Annotated in this window: 12 protein-coding genes; 6 read left to right on the forward strand and 6 right to left on the reverse strand. The window is 70.7% G+C overall.

The genetic code is table 11. The annotated features are described in order from the left end of the window. The first annotated feature begins 377 nt into the window (after positions 1–377). The 4 genes from ACWDGI_RS18500 to ACWDGI_RS18515 all read left to right on the forward strand — a co-directional run bounded on the left by ACWDGI_RS18500 (position 378) and on the right by ACWDGI_RS18515 (position 8,013). Positions 378–2,324: an FUSC family protein gene (locus ACWDGI_RS18500; RefSeq protein ID WP_450760248.1), complete on the forward strand. Its 1,947-nt coding sequence runs from the start codon at positions 378–380 to the stop codon at positions 2,322–2,324. Between the two features lie 798 nt (positions 2,325–3,122). Then, on the forward strand, positions 3,123–4,442 hold the full coding sequence (locus ACWDGI_RS18505; protein WP_450760250.1) for a VWA domain-containing protein: 1,320 nt from the start codon (positions 3,123–3,125) through the stop codon (positions 4,440–4,442). A 167-nt stretch (positions 4,443–4,609) separates the two neighbouring features. Continuing rightward, the gene (gene metG, locus ACWDGI_RS18510) at positions 4,610–6,343 is read left to right on the forward strand and encodes a methionine--tRNA ligase (protein ID WP_450760252.1); all 1,734 of its coding nucleotides are present in this window, start codon (positions 4,610–4,612) and stop codon (positions 6,341–6,343) included. 185 nt (positions 6,344–6,528) lie between these two features. Then, a complete protein-coding gene (locus ACWDGI_RS18515; protein WP_450760254.1) occupies positions 6,529–8,013 on the forward strand; it encodes a polysaccharide pyruvyl transferase family protein in 1,485 nt (494 codons plus the stop codon). 73 nt (positions 8,014–8,086) lie between these two features. Here the strand turns inward: ACWDGI_RS18515 and ACWDGI_RS18520 are convergent, their stop codons facing one another. After that, on the reverse strand, positions 8,087–9,436 hold the full coding sequence (locus ACWDGI_RS18520) for a pectate lyase family protein (RefSeq protein ID WP_450760256.1): 1,350 nt from the start codon (positions 9,434–9,436) through the stop codon (positions 8,087–8,089). Positions 9,437–9,653: 217 nt separating this feature from the next. Here ACWDGI_RS18520 and ACWDGI_RS18525 point away from each other — a divergent pair, with 217 nt between their 5' ends. Then, positions 9,654–10,127 carry a hypothetical protein gene (locus ACWDGI_RS18525; RefSeq protein ID WP_450760258.1) on the forward strand — a complete coding sequence of 158 codons (474 nt, stop codon included), beginning with the start codon at positions 9,654–9,656 and terminating at the stop codon, positions 10,125–10,127. Positions 10,128–10,227: 100 nt separating this feature from the next. On the opposite strand, the gene ACWDGI_RS18530 is transcribed toward ACWDGI_RS18525, so the two are convergent. Together ACWDGI_RS18530 and aspS are read right to left on the reverse strand one after the other, a co-directional pair. After that, on the reverse strand, positions 10,228–11,142 hold the full coding sequence (locus tag ACWDGI_RS18530; RefSeq protein WP_450760260.1) for an intradiol ring-cleavage dioxygenase: 915 nt from the start codon (positions 11,140–11,142) through the stop codon (positions 10,228–10,230). Between the two features lie 148 nt (positions 11,143–11,290). Continuing rightward, positions 11,291–13,054: an aspartate--tRNA ligase gene (gene aspS / locus ACWDGI_RS18535; protein ID WP_450760262.1), complete on the reverse strand. Its 1,764-nt coding sequence runs from the start codon at positions 13,052–13,054 to the stop codon at positions 11,291–11,293. 170 nt (positions 13,055–13,224) lie between these two features. Between aspS and ACWDGI_RS18540 the strand changes: the two genes are divergently transcribed. Next, a complete protein-coding gene (locus tag ACWDGI_RS18540; RefSeq protein WP_450760264.1) occupies positions 13,225–15,342 on the forward strand; it encodes a SpoIIE family protein phosphatase in 2,118 nt (705 codons plus the stop codon). Between the two features lie 138 nt (positions 15,343–15,480). Here the strand turns inward: ACWDGI_RS18540 and ACWDGI_RS18545 are convergent, their stop codons facing one another. From ACWDGI_RS18545 to ACWDGI_RS18555, 3 genes are all read right to left on the reverse strand, one after another. Beyond that, a complete protein-coding gene (locus tag ACWDGI_RS18545; protein WP_450760266.1) occupies positions 15,481–16,512 on the reverse strand; it encodes an AI-2E family transporter in 1,032 nt (343 codons plus the stop codon). Positions 16,513–16,867: 355 nt separating this feature from the next. Further along, positions 16,868–17,845 carry a pirin family protein gene (locus ACWDGI_RS18550; protein WP_450760268.1) on the reverse strand — a complete coding sequence of 326 codons (978 nt, stop codon included), beginning with the start codon at positions 17,843–17,845 and terminating at the stop codon, positions 16,868–16,870. Positions 17,846–17,994: 149 nt separating this feature from the next. Then, positions 17,995–18,477 carry an SseB family protein gene (locus tag ACWDGI_RS18555; protein WP_450760270.1) on the reverse strand — a complete coding sequence of 161 codons (483 nt, stop codon included), beginning with the start codon at positions 18,475–18,477 and terminating at the stop codon, positions 17,995–17,997. Positions 18,478–18,496: the final 19 nt, after the last annotated feature.

The raw sequence follows: 18,496 nt of genomic DNA on the forward strand, positions 1-18,496 counted from the left end.
CCCGGCGATCCCGGTGGGCGAAGGGTCGGACCCCCGGCGGCCGGGAGCGGCCGGCGATCCCGGTGGGCGAAGGGTCGGACCCCCGGCGGCCGGGAGCGGCCGGCGATCCCGGTGGGCGAAGGGTCGGACCCCCGGCGGCCGGGAGGGACCGGCGATCCCGGTGGGCGGGAAGGCCGGTGATCCCGGTGGACGGGAAGGGCCGGTGATCGCGGCCGGGAGCGACGGCGCTCGGCCCCGGATACCGGCTCGCGACCTGGGCGGCCGCCCTGTTTTCCTCCGCGTTTTCCTCCGCTTTTTCCTCCACCTGACCCGCACCGGCCACCGCGCCCTCGTCGTGGACATCACGCTCCACCAGCACCGGCGCCGATAATGGGCGCATGTCCCGCGAGTTCCCCATCGGCCTCACCCCTCCCGACTGGCTGGTAAGGAACCTCCGGCCCCAGCAGGCCGCGCCCCTCAACTGGCCCGCCCTGGCCCGCGCCGCCCTCGGCATGGCCCTCCCGCTCACCGTCGGGCTCGCCGTCGGACAGCCCGCGTACGGCGCGCTCGCCTCCATGGGCGCCCTGTCCGGGGTCATCGGCGACACCGCCGACGCCTACCGGATGCGGATCCTCAACATCGCGGTCCCCCAGCTCTTCGGCGCCGTCGGCGTCACCGCCGGCGCGCTGGTCTACGGCCAGGGCTGGCTGACGGTCGTCGTCATCACCGGCATCGCGCTGATCTCCGGGATGATCTCGACGATCGGCGCGGTGTCCTCCGTCTCCGGCCTCCTGCTGCTGCTCAACTCCGTGATCGGCGCGGGCCTGCCGCTGCCCGGCGCCTGGTGGCTGACCCCGGTCCTGATGACCGGCGGCGGCCTGCTGGTCCTCCTCCTCGCCCTGCTGGCCTGGCCGCTGCGCTCGGGCGTACCCGAACGCTCGGCGGTCGCCGCCACCTACCGCACGGTCGCCGACCAGCTCACGGCCATCGGCACCGCCGACGCCGAGGAGTACGACCTCGCCCGGCACACCGTCACCCAGTCGCTGAACCAGTCGTACGACCTGATCCTGGCCCGGCGCGCCCGGTACCGCGGCCGCAGCCGCGACCTCACCCGCATGCTGGCCCAGCTGAACGCGATCACCCCCGTGGTGGAGGCCGCCCCCGCCGCCCGGCTCGCCGGGAAGCCGCTGCCGCCCGAGATCCCGGCGGCGGTCCACCACATCGCCGACGCCGTCGACACCGGCTACACCGGCCCGATGGAGCTCGACCTCCCCGAGCCGCGCAACGAGACCGCCCGGGCCGTCGACCACGCCCTGCGGCACGTCGCCGAGGTCGCCACCAGCCCCGACGTCGACCCGCGCGGCATCGACGACCGCCTCGGCCGCCCCGCCGCCCTCGGCATCCGCACCTCCCGCGCCGCCCGCAACGTCGTGCTGTCCGCCAACTCCTGGCGCTACGGCATCCGCCTGGCCCTGTGCATCGGCATCGCGCAGGCGCTGGTGTCCCTGGTCCCGGTCCCGCGCTCCTACTGGGTCGCCCTCACCGTCACCTTCGTCCTCAAGCCCGACTTCGGCTCGGTCTTCTCCCGGGCGCTGCTGCGTGCGCTGGGCACGGTGGTGGGCCTGGTGGTGGCGGCGACCGTCCTCACCCTGGTCCCGCGCGGCTGGCCGGACGTCCCGGTGATGCTGCTCCTGGCCCCGCTCATCCCCGCCGTCACCCCCCGGGGCTACGGCTTCCAGACCGCCGCCATCACCCCGGTGATCCTGCTCCTCTCCGACGAACTGAACCACATGGGCACCGGCCTGCTCGTGCCCCGTCTCCTCGACTCCCTGATGGGCTGCGCCATCGCGCTGATCGCCGGCTATCTCCTGTGGCCGGAGAGCTGGCGCACCCGGGTCGGCGACCGGCTCGCGAACGCGGTCGCGGACACCGCGGACTACGTCGACCTGGCCTTCGAAGAGGGCGCGGAGCCGGCTGCCCGCGCCCGGATGCGGCGCCGTCTCTACCGCGACCTGTCCACCATCCGTACGGAGTTCCAGCGCGCCCTGACCGAGCCGCCGCCGACGGGACGGCGGGCGGCGGCCTGGTGGCCGCTCGTCGTCGCCGTGGAACGCATCGTCGACGCGACGACGGCGGCCCGGGTCCGGGTACGGCACGGAGCACCGCCCCCGCCCCGCGCCGAGGTGGACCAGATCGCCCTGCAGCTACGCGAGTTGGCGGACGGCGTCCGCGAGGCGGACACCCTGGTCGCGGTCCGCACGGACCTCACGGGTCCATCGCACAGCGTCCTGGAACCCCTCCGCCAGGAGGTGGCGGCGGCCCGCGCGATCGCGTCCCCGCACTAGGACGCGCCCTGCCCCGCTCGCCGGGCACCGGCAGCAGCTCGCGTACTTTACTATCCCATTGCGACCTCGTGCCGTGAGCGTGACCTCGGGGGTACGGGCGTGCACACGGGCCGCCGCCGAGTGAACGAGAGGTGAACCGAGAGGACCCGACGGGGAGTTGAGAAGGGGCCGGAACTCGACGACCGTACGCCCGACAGGAGTCATCGACCCTCCCCAAGATCGCAACCTGGGGCAGCTAACCTTACGTGTCCGTCCTGGCCAGCGATTGACGGGTATCAACTCACGCGAAGGGTTGCGCACATGGGCATTCTCACTCTCCTGCGGAACGCATTCGGCCGGTCGCGAAAGCCGCGGCCCGCCGAGGCGGAGGGTGCAGACCAGCTCCCTTCGCAGCCGACGCCGGCACCGGCGTCGAAGCAGGAAGCACCGGAACCGGCCGCCCCGGCAGCGGTCCCGGAACCCCGCCCGGGGAACTCCGACGAGCACGATCTGGTAACGGCGGCGTTCGAGAACGTCACGGTGCCGAAGCAGGCCTCACGAACGATCGAACCGGAAATCGAGGTCCGCGCAGAGACACCGACCGAGCCGAAGCCGCCGACCGAGCCGGAAGCCGCGGCCGCGGCTGAGGCCGAGCCGACAGCACCGGCCGAGCCGGAAGCCGCGGCTGACGACAAGGCTGACTCGCCGACCGAGACAGAGGCCACGGCGGAGGCGAAGGCCGAAGCGCCGACCGAGTCAGGGGCGGAGACCGAGGCCGAGGCGGAGACTGAAGCGCCGGTCGAGGCTGAAGCGGAGACGGTGGCTGAGCCTGAGGTCGAGGCCGCGCCGGTGGCTGCGCGGGATGCCGGAGCCGAGCCGGTGGCCGAGGCGAAGGCCGAAGCCGCGGCCGACGTGACCGCGGAGCCGGTGCCGGAAACCGGGGCCGAGGCAGAGGCCGAGCCCGTGGCTGAGGTGGCGGCCGAGCCGGCAGCCGAGGCCGCGCCGGTCACCGAGCCGAAGGCGGAGGCGGTTGTCGAGCCGTCGCCCGAGCCGAAGGCGGAGGCAGCGGCCGAGCCGCAGGCCGAGGCCGCGATCGAGCCGACGCCGGAGGCCGAGGCGGCGGCCGAGCCCGTCGCCGCTCCGCAGGCCGAGGCCGCGATCGAGCCGACGCCGGAGGCCGAGGCCGCGGCCGAGCCCGTCGCCGAGGCGGTTGTCGAGCCGTCGCCCGAGCCGGAGGCCGAGGCCGAGCCGGTCGCGGAGGTCGAACCCGCCACCACCGAGCCCGAGAACACCCCGGCCGAGAAGGCCCAGGAGGCGCCCGCACCGGCTGCCGAGACGGTCGCGGAGCCCGCCCCCGAGGCCACTCCGGCCGACGCCCCGGAACCCGTCGCGGCCGCCGACGGCGCATCCGCCCCACAGGGGCCACCCGCACCCGACAACGAAACCGTCACGGGTGGTGCGGGTGGGAACGACCCGGCCGAAGGCGAAGCCAAGGCCGAGGCCGAGGCCGGCGACGACGCCGCAGCCACCGCCCTCGCCAAGGCCGGCCTCACCGGCACCCACGCCGCCACCTACCTCGTCCTCGACCGCTCCGCGAGCATGCGCGCGTACTACAAGGACGGCTCCGCCGCGGCCCTCGCCGACCAGACCCTCGCCCTCGCCGCCCAGCTGACCCCGGCCACGGAGACCCCCACCGTCCACGTGGTCTTCTTCTCCACCGAGGTGGACGGCACCACCGACCTCACCCCGGCCTCCCCCGAGAACGCGATCGACGAGGCGCACGCCGGCCTCGGCCGCATGGGCCGTACCAGCTACCACGCCGCCGTGGAAGCCGTACTCGCGCACTACGACAAGAACGCCGCCCCCGGCGCCCCGGACACCCCCGCCCTCGTCGTCTTCCAGACCGACGGCGCCCCCGACGCCAAGACCCCCGCCACCCAGTCCCTCACGGACGCCGCGAAGTCCCACCCCTCGGTGTTCTTCTCCTTCGTCGCGTTCGGCGAGCACGAGAACAAGGCCTTCGACTACCTCCGCAAGCTGAAGACCGGCAACGCGGCCTTCTTCCACGCGGGCCCGACCCCCCTGGAACTCACGGACGCGGAGCTCTACGACGGCGTACTGATCGACTGGCGCCCGTAACCCCCCGGCGGCACACCCGGCGGCACACCCGCCGCCACCACCCACCGCACGGCCCCATGCCGCCCGCTTCTCACCCCGTAAAACGGGAGGCGGGCGGCATACACATGTCGGCTACGATTTCAAGGTTCGCAAAAGCAGCAACGAATCCGACCTGGGAGCAGCCCCCGATGGCTCGACACCTCATCACCAGCGCCCTTCCGTACATCAACGGGATCAAGCACCTGGGCAACATGGTGGGGTCCATGCTCCCGGCGGACGTGTACTCCCGGTACCTCCGCCAGCGCGGCCACGACGTCCTCTACATCTGCGCGACGGACGAGCACGGCACCCCCGCCGAACTCGCGGCGAAGGAGCAGGGCATCCCGGTCGACGAGTTCTGCGCGCAGGCCCACGACGCCCAGAAGGCGGTCTACGACGGCTTCGCGCTCGCGTTCGACTACTTCGGCCGCAGCTCCAGCCCCGAGAACCGTGAGATCACCCAGCACTTCGCCCGCCGCCTGAACGAGAACGGCTTCATCGAGGAGCGGTCGATCCGCCAGGTGTACTCCCCGGTGGACGGCCGCTTCCTCCCGGACCGCTACGTCGAGGGCACCTGCCCGCACTGCGGCTACGACAAGGCCCGCGGCGACCAGTGCGAGAACTGCACCCGCGTGCTGGACCCGACCGACCTGATCAACCCGCGCTCGGCGATCTCCGGCTCCACGGACCTGGAGATCCGCGAGACCAAGCACCTCTTCCTCCTCCAGTCCAAACTGGAGAACGAGGTCCGCGAGTGGGTCTCCAAGCACGACAAGGACTGGCCGCAGCTGGCCTCCTCGATCGCCCACAAGTGGCTGACCGAGGGCCTGCACGACCGGGCGATCACCCGTGACCTGGACTGGGGCGTCCCGGTCCCGGCCGACACCTGGCCGGAGCTGGCGGCGGAGGGCAAGGTCTTCTACGTCTGGTTCGACGCCCCGATCGAGTACATCGGCGCGACGAAGGAGTGGGCGGACCAGGACCCGGAGAACCGGGACTGGAAGTCCTGGTGGTACGACGTCGACACCGACGTCCGCTACACGGAGTTCATGGCGAAGGACAACGTCCCCTTCCACACGGTGATGTTCCCGGCCACCGAACTCGGCGTCCGCGAGCCGTGGAAGAAGGTCGACTACGTCAAGGCCTTCAACTGGCTGACGTACTACGGCGGCAAGTTCTCGACCTCGCAGAAGCGCGGCGTCTTCACCGACCAGGCCCTGGCGATCCTCCCCGCCGACTACTGGCGCTACTTCCTGATCGCCAACGCCCCCGAGTCGGACGACTCCTCCTTCACCTGGGAGCACTTCACGGCCACGGTGAACAAGGACCTGGCCGACACCCTCGGCAACTTCGTCAACCGCGTCCTGTCCTTCTCCAAGAAGCGCTTCGGCGAGGAGGTCCCGGCCGGCGGCGAGCCCGGCGAGGCGGAGGCGAAGCTGGGCGAGCAGATCTCCGAACTCCTCGCCGAGTACGAGTCGCAGATGGAGTCCCTCCAGTTCCGCAAGGCCGCGGCGGCCCTCCGTGCCCTCTGGTCGGCCGGCAACTCCTACCTGGAGGAGAAGGCCCCCTGGCTGGAGATCAAGACGGACAAGGACGGCGCGGCCCTGACCCTGCGCACGGCGATGAACCTGATCCACCTCTACGCGGTGGTCTCGGAACCCTTCATCCCGGCGACGGCGAAGATCATGCGTGAGGCGTTCGCCCCGGCCGAGACCGCATCTGACCAGAAGCGTGCAACCTGGGTCACCGCCGCCGAGGCGAAGGCGCTGGCTTTCGTCCCCGCCGGCACCCCCTTCACGGTCCCCCCGGTCCTCTTCGCCAAGCTCACGGACGAGGACCTGGAGACGTACAAGGAACGCTTCGGCGGCACGCCCGCCGAGTAGGCCCTGCCCGCACCACACACGCCCCACCGCAGCACACGCACCACCGCAGCCCACGCACCGCCGAAGGCCCGGCGGGAGACCCCCTCCCGCCGGGCCTTCGGCGTGAGGTAAATCCCAGGAAAGAGACCGATCAGACTCTTACCGCACCTTCACCTCGCGTTTACCTGCGGGATAGTGTGCCGCTCGTGAAACGAATTCTGATCCGTTCCGGGAAGAGCCCGTTCCGTGTCGCCTCTCCGGCGGAGTTCATCCACCAGGACCTGATCGGAACGAACACCGGGAATCTGCTCTTCAGCGACTCGGCCCACAAGATGCTGACCACCCCGGACACCGAGGTGACGTCCAACGGCATCCGCACCGACCCCTCGGCCCGCCGAGCCGCGGAGATCAACGAGCAGTACGACGCCTTCGTCGTCCCGCTCGCCAACGCCTTCCGCCCGACGTTCCACGCCTCCCTGGACCGGCTCACCACGCTGATCGAGCAACTCACCATCCCGGTCGTGGTGTTCGGCGTCGGCGCCCAGGCCCCCGCGGACTACGACACCGGCTGGCTGCAGCCCATGGCGGACTCGGTCCGCCGCTTCGCCCGCGCCGTCCTGGACCGCTCCGCCTCCATCGGCGTGCGCGGCGAGCTGACCTCGGACTACCTCAAGGGCCTCGGTTTCAAGGACGAGGACGTCGACATCATCGGCTGCCCGTCGATGTTCCTGTACGGCGACACCTTCCCGGAGATCCGGGCCACGGAGCTGACCGCCGCCTCACGCATCGCCCTGAACCTGTCGCCGGACGCGATACCCGTCGGCGACATAGCGGGCCTGGCCCGGCACGCGTGGGAGCGCTACCCCCACCTCGCCTACTACGCGCAGAACACCGTCGACGCGGAACTGCTGATGTGGGGCGACACCTCGCCGGAGTCCGGACACACGGACCCCTTCCCGCTCCAGCTCAGCCACGCCCTGCTCCAGGAGAACAAGGTCCGCATGCCGCTGGACCCGGCCACCTGGATCGACGAACTGCGCGGCTACGACTTCGCCTACGGCACCCGTATCCACGGCAATGTCGCCGCCTTGCTGGCCGGCACCCCGAGCGTGGTCCTCACCCACGACTCACGCACCCTCGAACTGTGCCGCTACTTCGACATCCCGCACCGCTCGCTGACCGAACTGGGCGCCGACACCGACCCGCGGGAGCTGTACGAGGACGCCGACTTCTCCGCGATGCTCAAGGGGCACGGTGAGCGCTTCGAGCGCATCATCGCCTTCCTCGACCGCAACGACCTGCAGAACACCTACACCCACGGCGACGGCGGCGCCGCCTTCGACGCCCGGCTGGCCGCCCTCGACCTGCCCGCCTCGATGCCGGTCTGGGACGGCGGGGACGACGGCCAGATGCGGTACCGGATCAGCCGGCTGCGCGAGCGGATCACCGCGGCCGACACGAAGGCAGCCCAGCACGCCAAGGAGAACCGGGAGCTGCGCAACCGGCTGGCCACCGCCGAGAAGCGCACGACCGAGACGAATCGCCAGCTCGACGCCCTCCGCAAGGAACTGACCGCCGCCACCAAGCAGCTGTCCGCGGTGGAGCGCCGGGTCACCGGCATCGACAAGCGAGTACTGGTCCGCCTCGGCCCGGCCCTGCGCCGCCGCATGCGCAGCCCCCGACAGGACTGAGCACCCCCGCAGCCCCGCGCGCCCGTGCCCCGGCCCCCGGATCCTCCCCACGGATCCGGGGGCCGGGCGCTTCTCAGCTCGCGGTGAGCGCCCCGGCGCCCGCCGTCTTCGCCAGCTCCGCCGGCAGGTTCCCGGCGCTGCTCTCCAGGCCCGCCGTCAGGGTCGGTGTCCAGTTCACCGTCGTCTTGATCTTCTTCGAGCCGGCGGCGTTGTAGGCGGCGACGAGGTCGGTCGTGGTGCCGTTGACGAGGTTGCCGCCGCCCGCGACGGAGCCGGTGCCGTCACCGCTCAGCAGCTTGGAGATCTTGATGGAGCCGGGCACGGTCCAGTAGTTGTTCTGAGCCACGACCTGGGCCTTCGCGCGGGAGTTGATGCTGTACTGCAGCGCGTAGCCGTCGCGGGTCGTGACGTCGTAGTAGTTGTTGTAGAGGTGCACCTGGCCGACACGGGTCAGCGGGGCGCGCTGGACGATGCCCCTCCAGACGTTGTGGTGCAGGGTGACGCGCAGCTTGCCGCTCGGCTCGCTGTCGCTGCTGCCGATCAGCATCGTCTTGTCGTGGCTGGTGAACTGGTTCTGCTCGACGGTCACCAGGTCCGAGCTCTTGGTGATGTCGAGTTCGCCGTCGTGAACCTGGTACTCACGGCCGTAGTACTTCGGGTTGGTGCTGTCGAAGTGGCCCGCGTCGGTGAACGTGTTGTGGTCGGCCCAGACGTGTGTCGCCCCGCGCAGCGTCACCGAGTCGTACGCGGAGTTCCAGTTGCCGTCGTCGCCGTCGGTCGGGTCCCACTGCGGGAAGCAGTCCTCGGTGTCGGAGAAGGTCAGGTTGCGGACGATGACGTTGTCGACGCTCTGGATCTGGAGCATGCCGCCGGTGATGCCGGCCTTGGTGCCGGGGACACCGACGATCGACATATTGGCGGGCACCTTGAAGACGACGTTCGCGGCCTGCTTCTTCTGCGCGGCGGCCCGGGCCGTCTCCTGGGTCCCGGAGGGCAGCTCGGAGCGGCCGTACGTCGACGGGTCGAACGCCTTCAGGTAGGCGCTCAGCGAGTACCCCGTCCCGGCCGCGTAGTCGGCGCAGGTCAGCTTCCTGCCACTGCCGTCGGTGTTGGCGTCGATGGTGCCGTTGACCTTGATGATGCGCGGGATGGTGTCGGACGCCGACCCCAGCGCCTTCACCAGCTGGGCGCGGGTCGAGACGGTGAAGGTGTGCGCGGCGTCGGCCTTCGCCCCACCGGTCGTACCGGAACCGGAGGCCGCCCAGCCGTCCTTGGCGCCGAGCGTCCGGTGGTAGAGGTCGGCGCCGGACGCGTTCGCGCTCAGCACGAGCGCACCGGCCCCGACCCCGGCCGCCACGACGGCGGCGGAGACGACGAGGACACGGCGCTTACGGAGAGACCGACGGTGAGAGGCAGAGGCCACGGGGGAGTCCTTACATACTTCCGAAGTGCTGGGGACGGGCCCGCCGGGGCGGGCCTCACTCCTCTGTGGTCACGGAGATCGAAAAGGTTGCCGGCGGCGATCAGGCGGGGCCCCTGCTGCGAGAACGCCGTGGCATCCTCGGCAGAATCAAGTGAATGTTTGGGCGGGGTGAGGCCCCGGCCCCTGCATGTCCCCGACACATCCGTATGGTTTCGCCATGACCCCTGAGCTCATCCCGATCGCCTATGAGCCGCACGGCCGTACCGAGGCGATCGGCCGCTATTCCGACGGACAGTTCCTGGCGTCGGTCACCTACGCGTTCCCCGAGGGGTTCCGGCTCGACGAGGGCTGGGAGGAGCAGAAGCGGCTCTACTCGGTGCTGCATCTCTTCGACGCCGAGGGGCACTACCGCGACTCGCAGATCTGGTGCGCGGGCAGCTGGGCCGAGCAGCAGCGCGACCCGGACGGCACCGGGTCGGTGCTGGTGCGGGCCCGCGCGCACATGGCGAACATGCTGCGCAGCCTGCCGAGGCGGACGTACACGGACATCGCGATACGCCCGTTCCAGCTCGTCGTTGACGGTGTGTTCTTCGGGCTGGTGGCGAAGGAGGACGACGACGGGGGATGGGCCGAGCTCTACCCGGACCACCTGGGCTTCGGTGAGCCCTGGGACGGCCGGTACGACACCTGACCGACTTCGACGACGACGCCGGTGAGTGAACACGCTGGAGGCGCCCGGGGCCTTCCTTTCTGAGTCCCAGGCGCCCCGCGTCACGGACGTCTCTCGGATGTCAGCCGTTGCTCGTCTCGTCCGGCTCGACGCCCAGGGTCAGCTGGGCGCGGACGCCGCGGGCGATGTGGTGGCGGTCGTACCTCAGGTAGAGCAGGCCGCCCTCGTGCCCGTTGTCCGGGTAGATGCTGTCCCCGTCGAGGGTGGTGCGGGTGGTGGTGTTGCTCGAATACGGTTCCACCTCGGCCGACAGCAGCACCGACTTCTCGTCGAAGAACAGCTGACCCGTGTGGCAGGTGTGGCCGCCCTCGTACCCGGCGTCCGTCCATTCGCCGTCCACGTGCACCTTGACGTGGATGTGGACGCACCGGCCCTGGTACCAGCCGGGGAAGACGGTCTTGAAGGTGACGTGCCCGTGCCGGTCCGTGTGCCAGGTGCCGCGCAGGTAGCGGGTGTCGTCGGTGGGCTCCTGGTGGCCGCCGCCACCGCCGGGCGGGGGGCCGGTGGGAGCGCCGGTGGGCGCGTCGGTCGGCGGGGGGCCGGTCGGCGGGGTGCCGCCACCGCCGCTGCCCATCTCCTCGTACCCCGAGTAGATGCCCGACGCGTTGCAGTGCCAGATGTCCACGGCCGCGTTCCTGAGCGGCTTGCAGGTCTCCGCGTCGATCACCTTGAGGGTGAGGTGCAGCGGGATGCCCTCCTGGTCCTCGGTGACGTCCTGGCGGAGCTTGTCGGCATCGATGTAGTACGGGCCCTCGACCAGTTCGGAAGTGAGCGTGTAGCAGGTGCCCTCCGAGGACGAGGGCGAGGCCGCGGCTTGGGTGCCCTGCCCCGCGGCGGTGCCGTCGCCGGCGGCGAAGGCGCTGCCGACGCCCACCGCGGTCACGGCCACGCTGCCCGCCGCCAGGACCGTACGGCGGGCCAACTTCCTTCTCTCTTCCGCGGATTGCGCATCTGTGGGGGTGTGGGTGTCTGTCATGGTCAGGGACCGTAGACAAGGCGGAGCCGGTGGGAACATCGGAGCAAGCTGTGAATCACGGTGCGCAAGCGAAAGGCTCGAAACCGACGCCGGTTTCGAGCCTTTCCTTCAGCTGTGCTGCTTCTGTACGCCTTACTTCGGCTGCGGCTTACTTCGGCTGCGGCTTCCGGATGGTCAGGTGCAGCTCGCGCAGCCGGGTCTCGTCCAGCTCGGTCGGCGCGCCCATCATCAGGTCCTGGGCGTTTCCGTTGAGCGGGAACGCGATGGTCTCGCGGATGTTGGGCTCGTCGGCGAGGAGCATCACGATGCGGTCCACGCCCGGGGCGATGCCACCGTGCGGCGGGGCGCCGAAGCGCAGCGCGCGCAGCATGCCGGCGAACTCGCGCTCGACGGTCTCCTCGTCGTAGCCCGCGATGCCGAACGCCTTGAGCATGATGTCCGGCTCGTGGTTCCGGATCGCTCCGGAGGACAGCTCGACGCCGTTGCAGACGATGTCGTACTGCCAGGCCAGGATGTCCAGCGGGTCCTGGGTCTCCAGGGCCTCCATGCCGCCCTGGGGCATCGAGAACGGGTTGTGCGAGAAGTCGATCCGGCCGGTCTCCTCGTCCTTCTCGAACATCGGGAAGTCGACGATCCAGCAGAACCGGAAGACGTTCTCCTCGAAGTGCCCGGCGCGCTTGGCGGCCTCGACCCGCACCGCGCCCATGATCTTGGAGACCTCGTCGAACTCGCCCGCGCCGAAGAAGACGGCGTGGCCGGCGGCCAGCTGGAGCCGCTTGGTCAGCTCGGCGACGTTGTCCTCGGTGAGGAACTTGGCGATCGGGCCGGAGAGCGAGCCGTCCTCGGCGACGCGGACCCAGGCCAGGCCCTTGGCGCCCTGCGAGACCGCGTAGTCACCGAGCTGGTCGAAGAACTTGCGGGGCTGGTCCTGGACCGCCGGCACCGGCAGCGCACGGACGTGCTTGCCGGCGAAGGCCTTGAACTCCGAGCCCTCGAAGATGTCGGTGATGTCGACCAGCTCCAGCTGGGCGCGCAGGTCCGGCTTGTCGGAGCCGTACTTCAGCATCGACTCGCGGAACGGGATCCGCGGGAACGGCGAGGTGACCTCGTGGCCGCCGCCGAACTCCGTGAACAGCTCGGTCATCAGCTGCTCGATCGGCCGGAAGACGTCCTCCTGCTCGACGAAGCTCATCTCGACGTCGAGCTGGTAGAACTCGCCCGGCGAGCGGTCGGCGCGGGCGTCCTCGTCGCGGAAGCAGGGCGCGATCTGGAAGTAGCGGTCGAAGCCGGAGATCATCAGCAGCTGCTTGAACTGCTGCGGGGCCTGCGGCAGCGCGTAGAACTTGCCCGGGTTCAGGCGGGAGGGCACCACGAAGTCCCGCGCGCCCTCGGGGGAGGTCGCGGTGAGGATCGGGGTGGCCATCTCGTTGAAGCCGAGGGCGACCATCTTGTGGCGGATGGCCGAGATCACGGCCGTACGCAGCATGATGTTGCGGTGCATGCGCTCGCGGCGCAGGTCCAGGAAGCGGTACTCCAGGCGCCGCTCCTCGTTGACCCCGTCCTCGGCGTTGATCGTGAATGGCAGCGGGGCGGCCGCACCGAGCAGCTCGACCTCGCCGACCTCGACCTCGACCTCGCCGGTGGGCAGGTCGGAGTTGATGTTCTCGGTGCCACGGGAGACGACCTTGCCGTCGACCCGTACCGTCGACTCCTTGCTGAGCTTGTCCAGGGCCTCGTAGGCGGGCGTGCCCGGACGTGCCACCAGCTGGGTGATGCCGTAGTGATCGCGCAGATCGATGAAGAGGATGCCGCCCAGGTCGCGCCGATTGTGCAGCCAGCCACTCAGCCGGACGTCGGTGCCGACGTCAGAGGAGCGGAGCTCGCCGCAGGTGTGGGACCTGTACCGATGCATCGTGGTTCATCCAGCCTTCGCGGATCGGGGTGTGGTGTCAGCCTGGTGCTTCACGCTGGTGTTTCACGTGAAACACCACCCAGCGTACCGGGCCCCCCAGGGCCGACTCCCCTCATTACCAGGGAGGTGATCGGTAGCTTTTTTCGATCTCATCTTCCTAAAGTGGGGCAATGCGAACTGGCGAGCCCCTGCCCGCCGTGGAGGACGTCCTCGCCGCCCTCGCGACCGGGCTGTGGCACTGGGACACGGCCACCGGGCTGGTCACCGCGGATGCGGAGGCGGCGCGGCTCATCGGGCTGCCGGCCGAACCGTCCCTTCTCTCGGAGGCCCTGGTCCGGTCCCGTTTCCACCCGGTGGACTGGAACGAGAACACCAGCATCACCCGGCTGGCCGCCACCGAGGGCACGCTCGGCGAGGTACGGCTGCGGGTCATGGACGAGCGCGGCCGGCTGATCCGTACCGTCCGCAGCCGTTTTCGGCCGGTGTACGACTCCGAGGAGCGCGTCTACCGGGTCACGGGCACCATTCAGGAGGTCTCCGAGCCGTCCCCCGGCAACGCCGCCCAGCATCCGGTCACCGGCGACTGGCGGCGCTCCCGTGAGGCGTTCCTGCTGGACGCGGGCCGGGCGCTGGCCGAGGCGCGGTCCACCGAGGAGGTGCTGCGGGTCGCCGGGGGCCTGTCGATGCCCGGGTTCTCCCCGGACGGGCTGGCCGTCTTCGGAGTCAAGGGCGACCGGCTGATGATGATCGGCCACCACGGTCAGCACATCGACGAGGACAGCCCCTTCACCAGCATGCCGCTGGACACCGACTACCCGGCGGCGGAGGTGGTGCGGACCGGCCGGGCCGTCTATCTCTCCTCGGCCGAGCAGTACCGGTCCCGCTACCCGGTCACCTGGCCGCTGGCCCAGCGGTTCGGACGCCGGTCCTGGGCCTTTCTGCCGCTGACGGTGGCCGGGCGGACCATGGGCGCCTGGATGGCGGGGTTCACCTACCCGGTGTCGTTCACGCCCGACGAGCGGTCCGTGCTCACCACGGTCGCCCGGATGCTGGCGCAGGCCCTGTCCCGGGCCGGGATCGCCGACTCGGAGCGGGAGCTGACCGACGGCCTCCAGCGGTCCATGCTGCCGACGCTCGGTCCCGAGATACCCGGCATGGATGCGGCCGCCCGCTACATCCCGACCGGCGGCGGACTCCAGGTGGGAGGCGACTGGTACGACATGATCCCGCTGCCGTCCGGCCGGTTCGCGCTGGTCATCGGGGATGTCCAGGGTCATGACGTACGGGCCGCGGGCATCATGGGCCAGCTCCGGATCGCACTGCGCGCCTACGCCTCCGAGGGCCACCGCCCGGACGCGGTCCTCACCCGGGCCTCGCGTTTCCTGCACGGGATCACCTACGACGAGGAGATCGCCGACACCCGGTTCGCGACCTGCCTGTACGTCGAGGCGGACCCGGTGACCGGGGTGCTGGAGATCGCCCGCGCGGGCCACCTCGACCCGGCGATCCGGATGGGCGACGGCACGGTGCTGCGGCGGCCGACGGCGGGCGGCCTGCCGCTCGGCATCGACCCCGACGCGGACTATCCGACCACGCGGTTCACCCTGGAACCCGGCGAGATCATGATGATGTGCACCGACGGCCTGATCGAGACCGGCGGCCATGACATCGAGAGCGGCTGGCAGCGGGTCCGGGCGATCATGGAGGATCACGACAGCGACCTGGAGAAACTGGCCGACGCCCTGGTGCAGGCCGTGCACGGCCCCTCCTCGCACCACACCACGGGACCGCTGGCCGACCGCCGCGAGGACGACATCGCGGTCCTGCTGCTGTCCCGGCCGGGTGCCGTGCGCGACGACGGGACCGTCGCCGTACGGCCCCGGGTCCGCCGCACCCTGCTGTCGGTGGCCCAGGACGAGCCCGAGCGGATCGCCGAGGCCCGCCAGCAGCTGCGCGAGCTGCTGCACGACTGGGACTCGCCCGACCAGGTCGACTCGGCGGTGCTGCTGGTCTCCGAGATGCTCACGAACGTCCTGGTGCACACCGACGCGGACGCGCTGCTGCTCGCCGAGGTCTGGGGCCAGGCCCCGGACCGCCGGCTGCGCGTCGAGGTCACGGACGCCGGCGACGACCTCCCGCACAAGCGCCGCCCCGGGGAACTGGCCTCCTCCGGCCGGGGCCTGGTCCTGATCGAGCTCCTGGCCGAGGCCTGGGGCGTCGACCCGCGCGGGGAGGGCAAGAGCATCTGGTTCGAGCTGTACGAGGGCCGCGAGGGCTGCGAGGGATAGGGGCTGCGTGGGATAGGAGCTGCGAGGGATAGAAGCTGCGTGGGATAGGAGCTGCGAGGGATCGAGGGATAGGGGCTGCGAGGGATAGGGGAGCCCCGGGCCGGGCCCGGGCGGGGTGACCGGTCCCGCGGGGCCGGTCTAGTCCGTCGCGTACCGCGCTCGCAGCTCGTCTACGACCCCGAAGGCGGCCGCGGTGAGCGGTACGGCGAGGAGCATGCCCAGGATCCCGGCGACGGAGGCCCCTGCGGTGATCGTCACCATCACCACCGCCGGATGCATCTGCACGGTGCGGCTCTGGATCACGGGCTGCAGCACATGCCCTTCCAGCACCTGCACGGCGAGTACGACGCCGAGCGCCCACAGCGCGATGACGAAACCCCGGTCGGCGAGGGCGACCAGTACGGCGACGGCACCGGAGATGAAGGCGCCGAGGTAGGGGATGTAGGCGCCGACGAGAACCAGCGCGCCGAGTCCGACCGCGCCCGGCACATGGAGGATCAGCAGGCCGACGGTGATGCAGACGGCGTCGATGAACGCGATGACGGTGGTGCCGCGCATGAACCCCTCGATGCGCTCGAAGGCACGGCGGGCCATGGCCTCCAGCAGATCGGCGCTGCCGCCGGGCGCCACGGCCCGGATGGACTCGACGACGAGATGCGAGTCGCGGAGGAAGAAGAAGACGAGCAGCAACGCCAGTACGGCCATGGCGATGCCCTCGCCGACCACGCTCACGCCGCTGATCACGTTGGAGGCGGCCGTCCCGCCGAACTTGCCCAGCAGCTCCTTGGCGTTGCCGGCGAGGTCGTCGAGCGAGGTGCCGGCGGCACCGAAGTGCCGGGCGAGCGACTTCGCGGCGTTCTTGAGGGACGAGGTGATCTGGCCGCCGGTGTCGATGAGTGCGGCGACGACGATGTACACGGCCCCGCCGACGACCGCGACGACGGCGACGCAGGTGAGACCGGCGGCGAGGGAGCGCTGCACGCCGGCCGTGACGAGCCGCCGGTACAGGGGCCTGAGCAGGGCGGTGCCGAGGAGGGCGAGCAGCACGGGGGTGACCGCGGTGCGGAGCTCCGAGCAGAGCCGGATGCCGACCCAGCCGACGCCGGCGGCCAGCAGCAGAACGGCACACCAGGCGGCGAACCGGCGCACGGGCTCGGGCAACAGGGACACGGGTCCAGCGGATCACGCAGAGCCGCCACACGCCCTGCGGTACACCCCCTGCCGAGTGACCGGGCCCTCGCCCCAACCCCACCCATGCCCACCCACCACCCGACTCGGCTACTTGGAAAGCGAGGTCGAGGGCTCCGGATCGACTCGGGCGGTCAGAGGGCGGGGGCCGAGGGGCCGGGAGCGGCTCGGTTCGCGCAGTAGGTGAGGTCGGGCGCCGGGAGCGGCTCGGTTCGCGCAGAAGGTGAGGTCGGGCGCCCGGGAGCGGCTGGGTCGGTGGGGGGGAAGTCGGTGGTCGGGTGGAAAGGGGAGAGGCCCGATGTCCGTGGACGTCGGGCCTCTCGGGGCGGTGGCTGTGTTACGCCTGCGGGCCGGTCTCCGTCATTCCGTGGACCGCCGGGATCGTGCCCAGGCGGCCCTTCTGGAAGTCCTCGAAGGCCTGCATCAGCTCGTCCTTGGTGTTCATGACGAACGGACCGTAGTGGGCCATGGGCTCCCGGATCGGCTGCCCGCCGAGGAGGACGACCTCCAGGTCCGGCGTGTGCGAGTCCTGCTTCTCGTCCGCGCGGACGGTCAGCGAGGAACCCGCGCCGAAGACGGCCGTCTGGCCCAGGTGGATCGGCCGGCGCTCCGTGCCCACCGCCCCCTTGCCCGCCAGCACGTACGCCAGCCCGTTGAAGTCCTCGCGCCAGGGGAGCGTGAGCTCGGCGCCGGGGGCCAGCGTCGCGTGGATCATCGTGATCGGCGTGTGCGTGATGCCGGGGCCGGCGTGACCGTCCAGCTCACCGGCGATGACACGCAGCAGCGCACCGCCGTCGGGGGTCGTCAGCAGCTGGACGTTGCCACCGCGGATGTCCTGGTAGCGCGGCGCCATCATCTTGTCCTTGGCCGGCAGGTTCACCCACAGCTGGAGGCCGTGGAAGAGACCACCGGACATGACCAGGGACTCCGGCGGAGCCTCGATGTGGAGCAGGCCGGCGCCGGCCGTCATCCACTGGGTGTCACCGTTGGTGATGGTGCCACCGCCACCGTTGCTGTCCTGGTGGTCGAAGATGCCGTCGATGATGTAGGTGACGGTCTCGAAGCCACGGTGCGGGTGCCAGGGCGTGCCCTTGGGCTCGCCCGGCGCGTACTCCACCTCACCCATCTGGTCCATCATGATGAACGGGTCGAGGTGGCGGTAGTTGATCCCCGCGAACGCCCGGCGTACCGGGAAGCCCTCGCCCTCGAACCCGCTCGGCGCGGTCGTGACGGTGAGCACGGGACGGGCCACGGCGTCGGCCGGTGCGGCCACCCGGGGAAGGGTCAGCGGGTTCTCGACGGTCACTGCAGGCATGTTGGCTCCTCCTTGTACGCCCAGTTTAGTTGAGCGTTGAACTTTCTGCCAGCCCCAACGACGAGAGCCCGGAGGACATTCCCTCCGGGCCCGGTCGTCGCCGATCAGTGGATCAGTTGTCGAAGATGTCGCTCGCCGCCTCGCGGGGGTCAGCCGTACATCCGCCGCATCGCGAAGTCCACCATCTGTTCGACCGCCTTCGCGTCGAAGACCATCCGGTGCTCGCCCTCCATGTCGAGGACGAAGCCGTAGCCGGTCGGCAGCAGGTCGATGACCTCCGCACCCGTGATCACGAAGTACTTGGACTCCTTGCCCGCGTACCGGCGCAGCTCCTTCAGCGAGGTGAACATCGGGATCACCGGCTGCTGGGTGTTGTGCAGGGCGAGGAACCCGGGGTTGTCGCCGCGCGGGCAGTACACCTTGGACGTGGCGAAGACCTGCTGGAAGTCCTCGGCGGTCAACTGGCCCGTGGTGAAGGCCCGTACCGCGTCCGCGAGCGAGGGCGGAGACGGCTCCGGGTAGAGCGGAGGCTGCTGGCCGTACCCGCCCGCGCCGGGCATCTGCTGCTGCGGCTGGGCGTACTGCTGCTGAGCAGCAGCACCGTCCATGGGCTGGCCGCCGTATCCGTACATGGGCGCAAGCCTACCGAGA

It is taken from the genome of Streptomyces sp. NPDC001220, assembly GCF_053597895.1.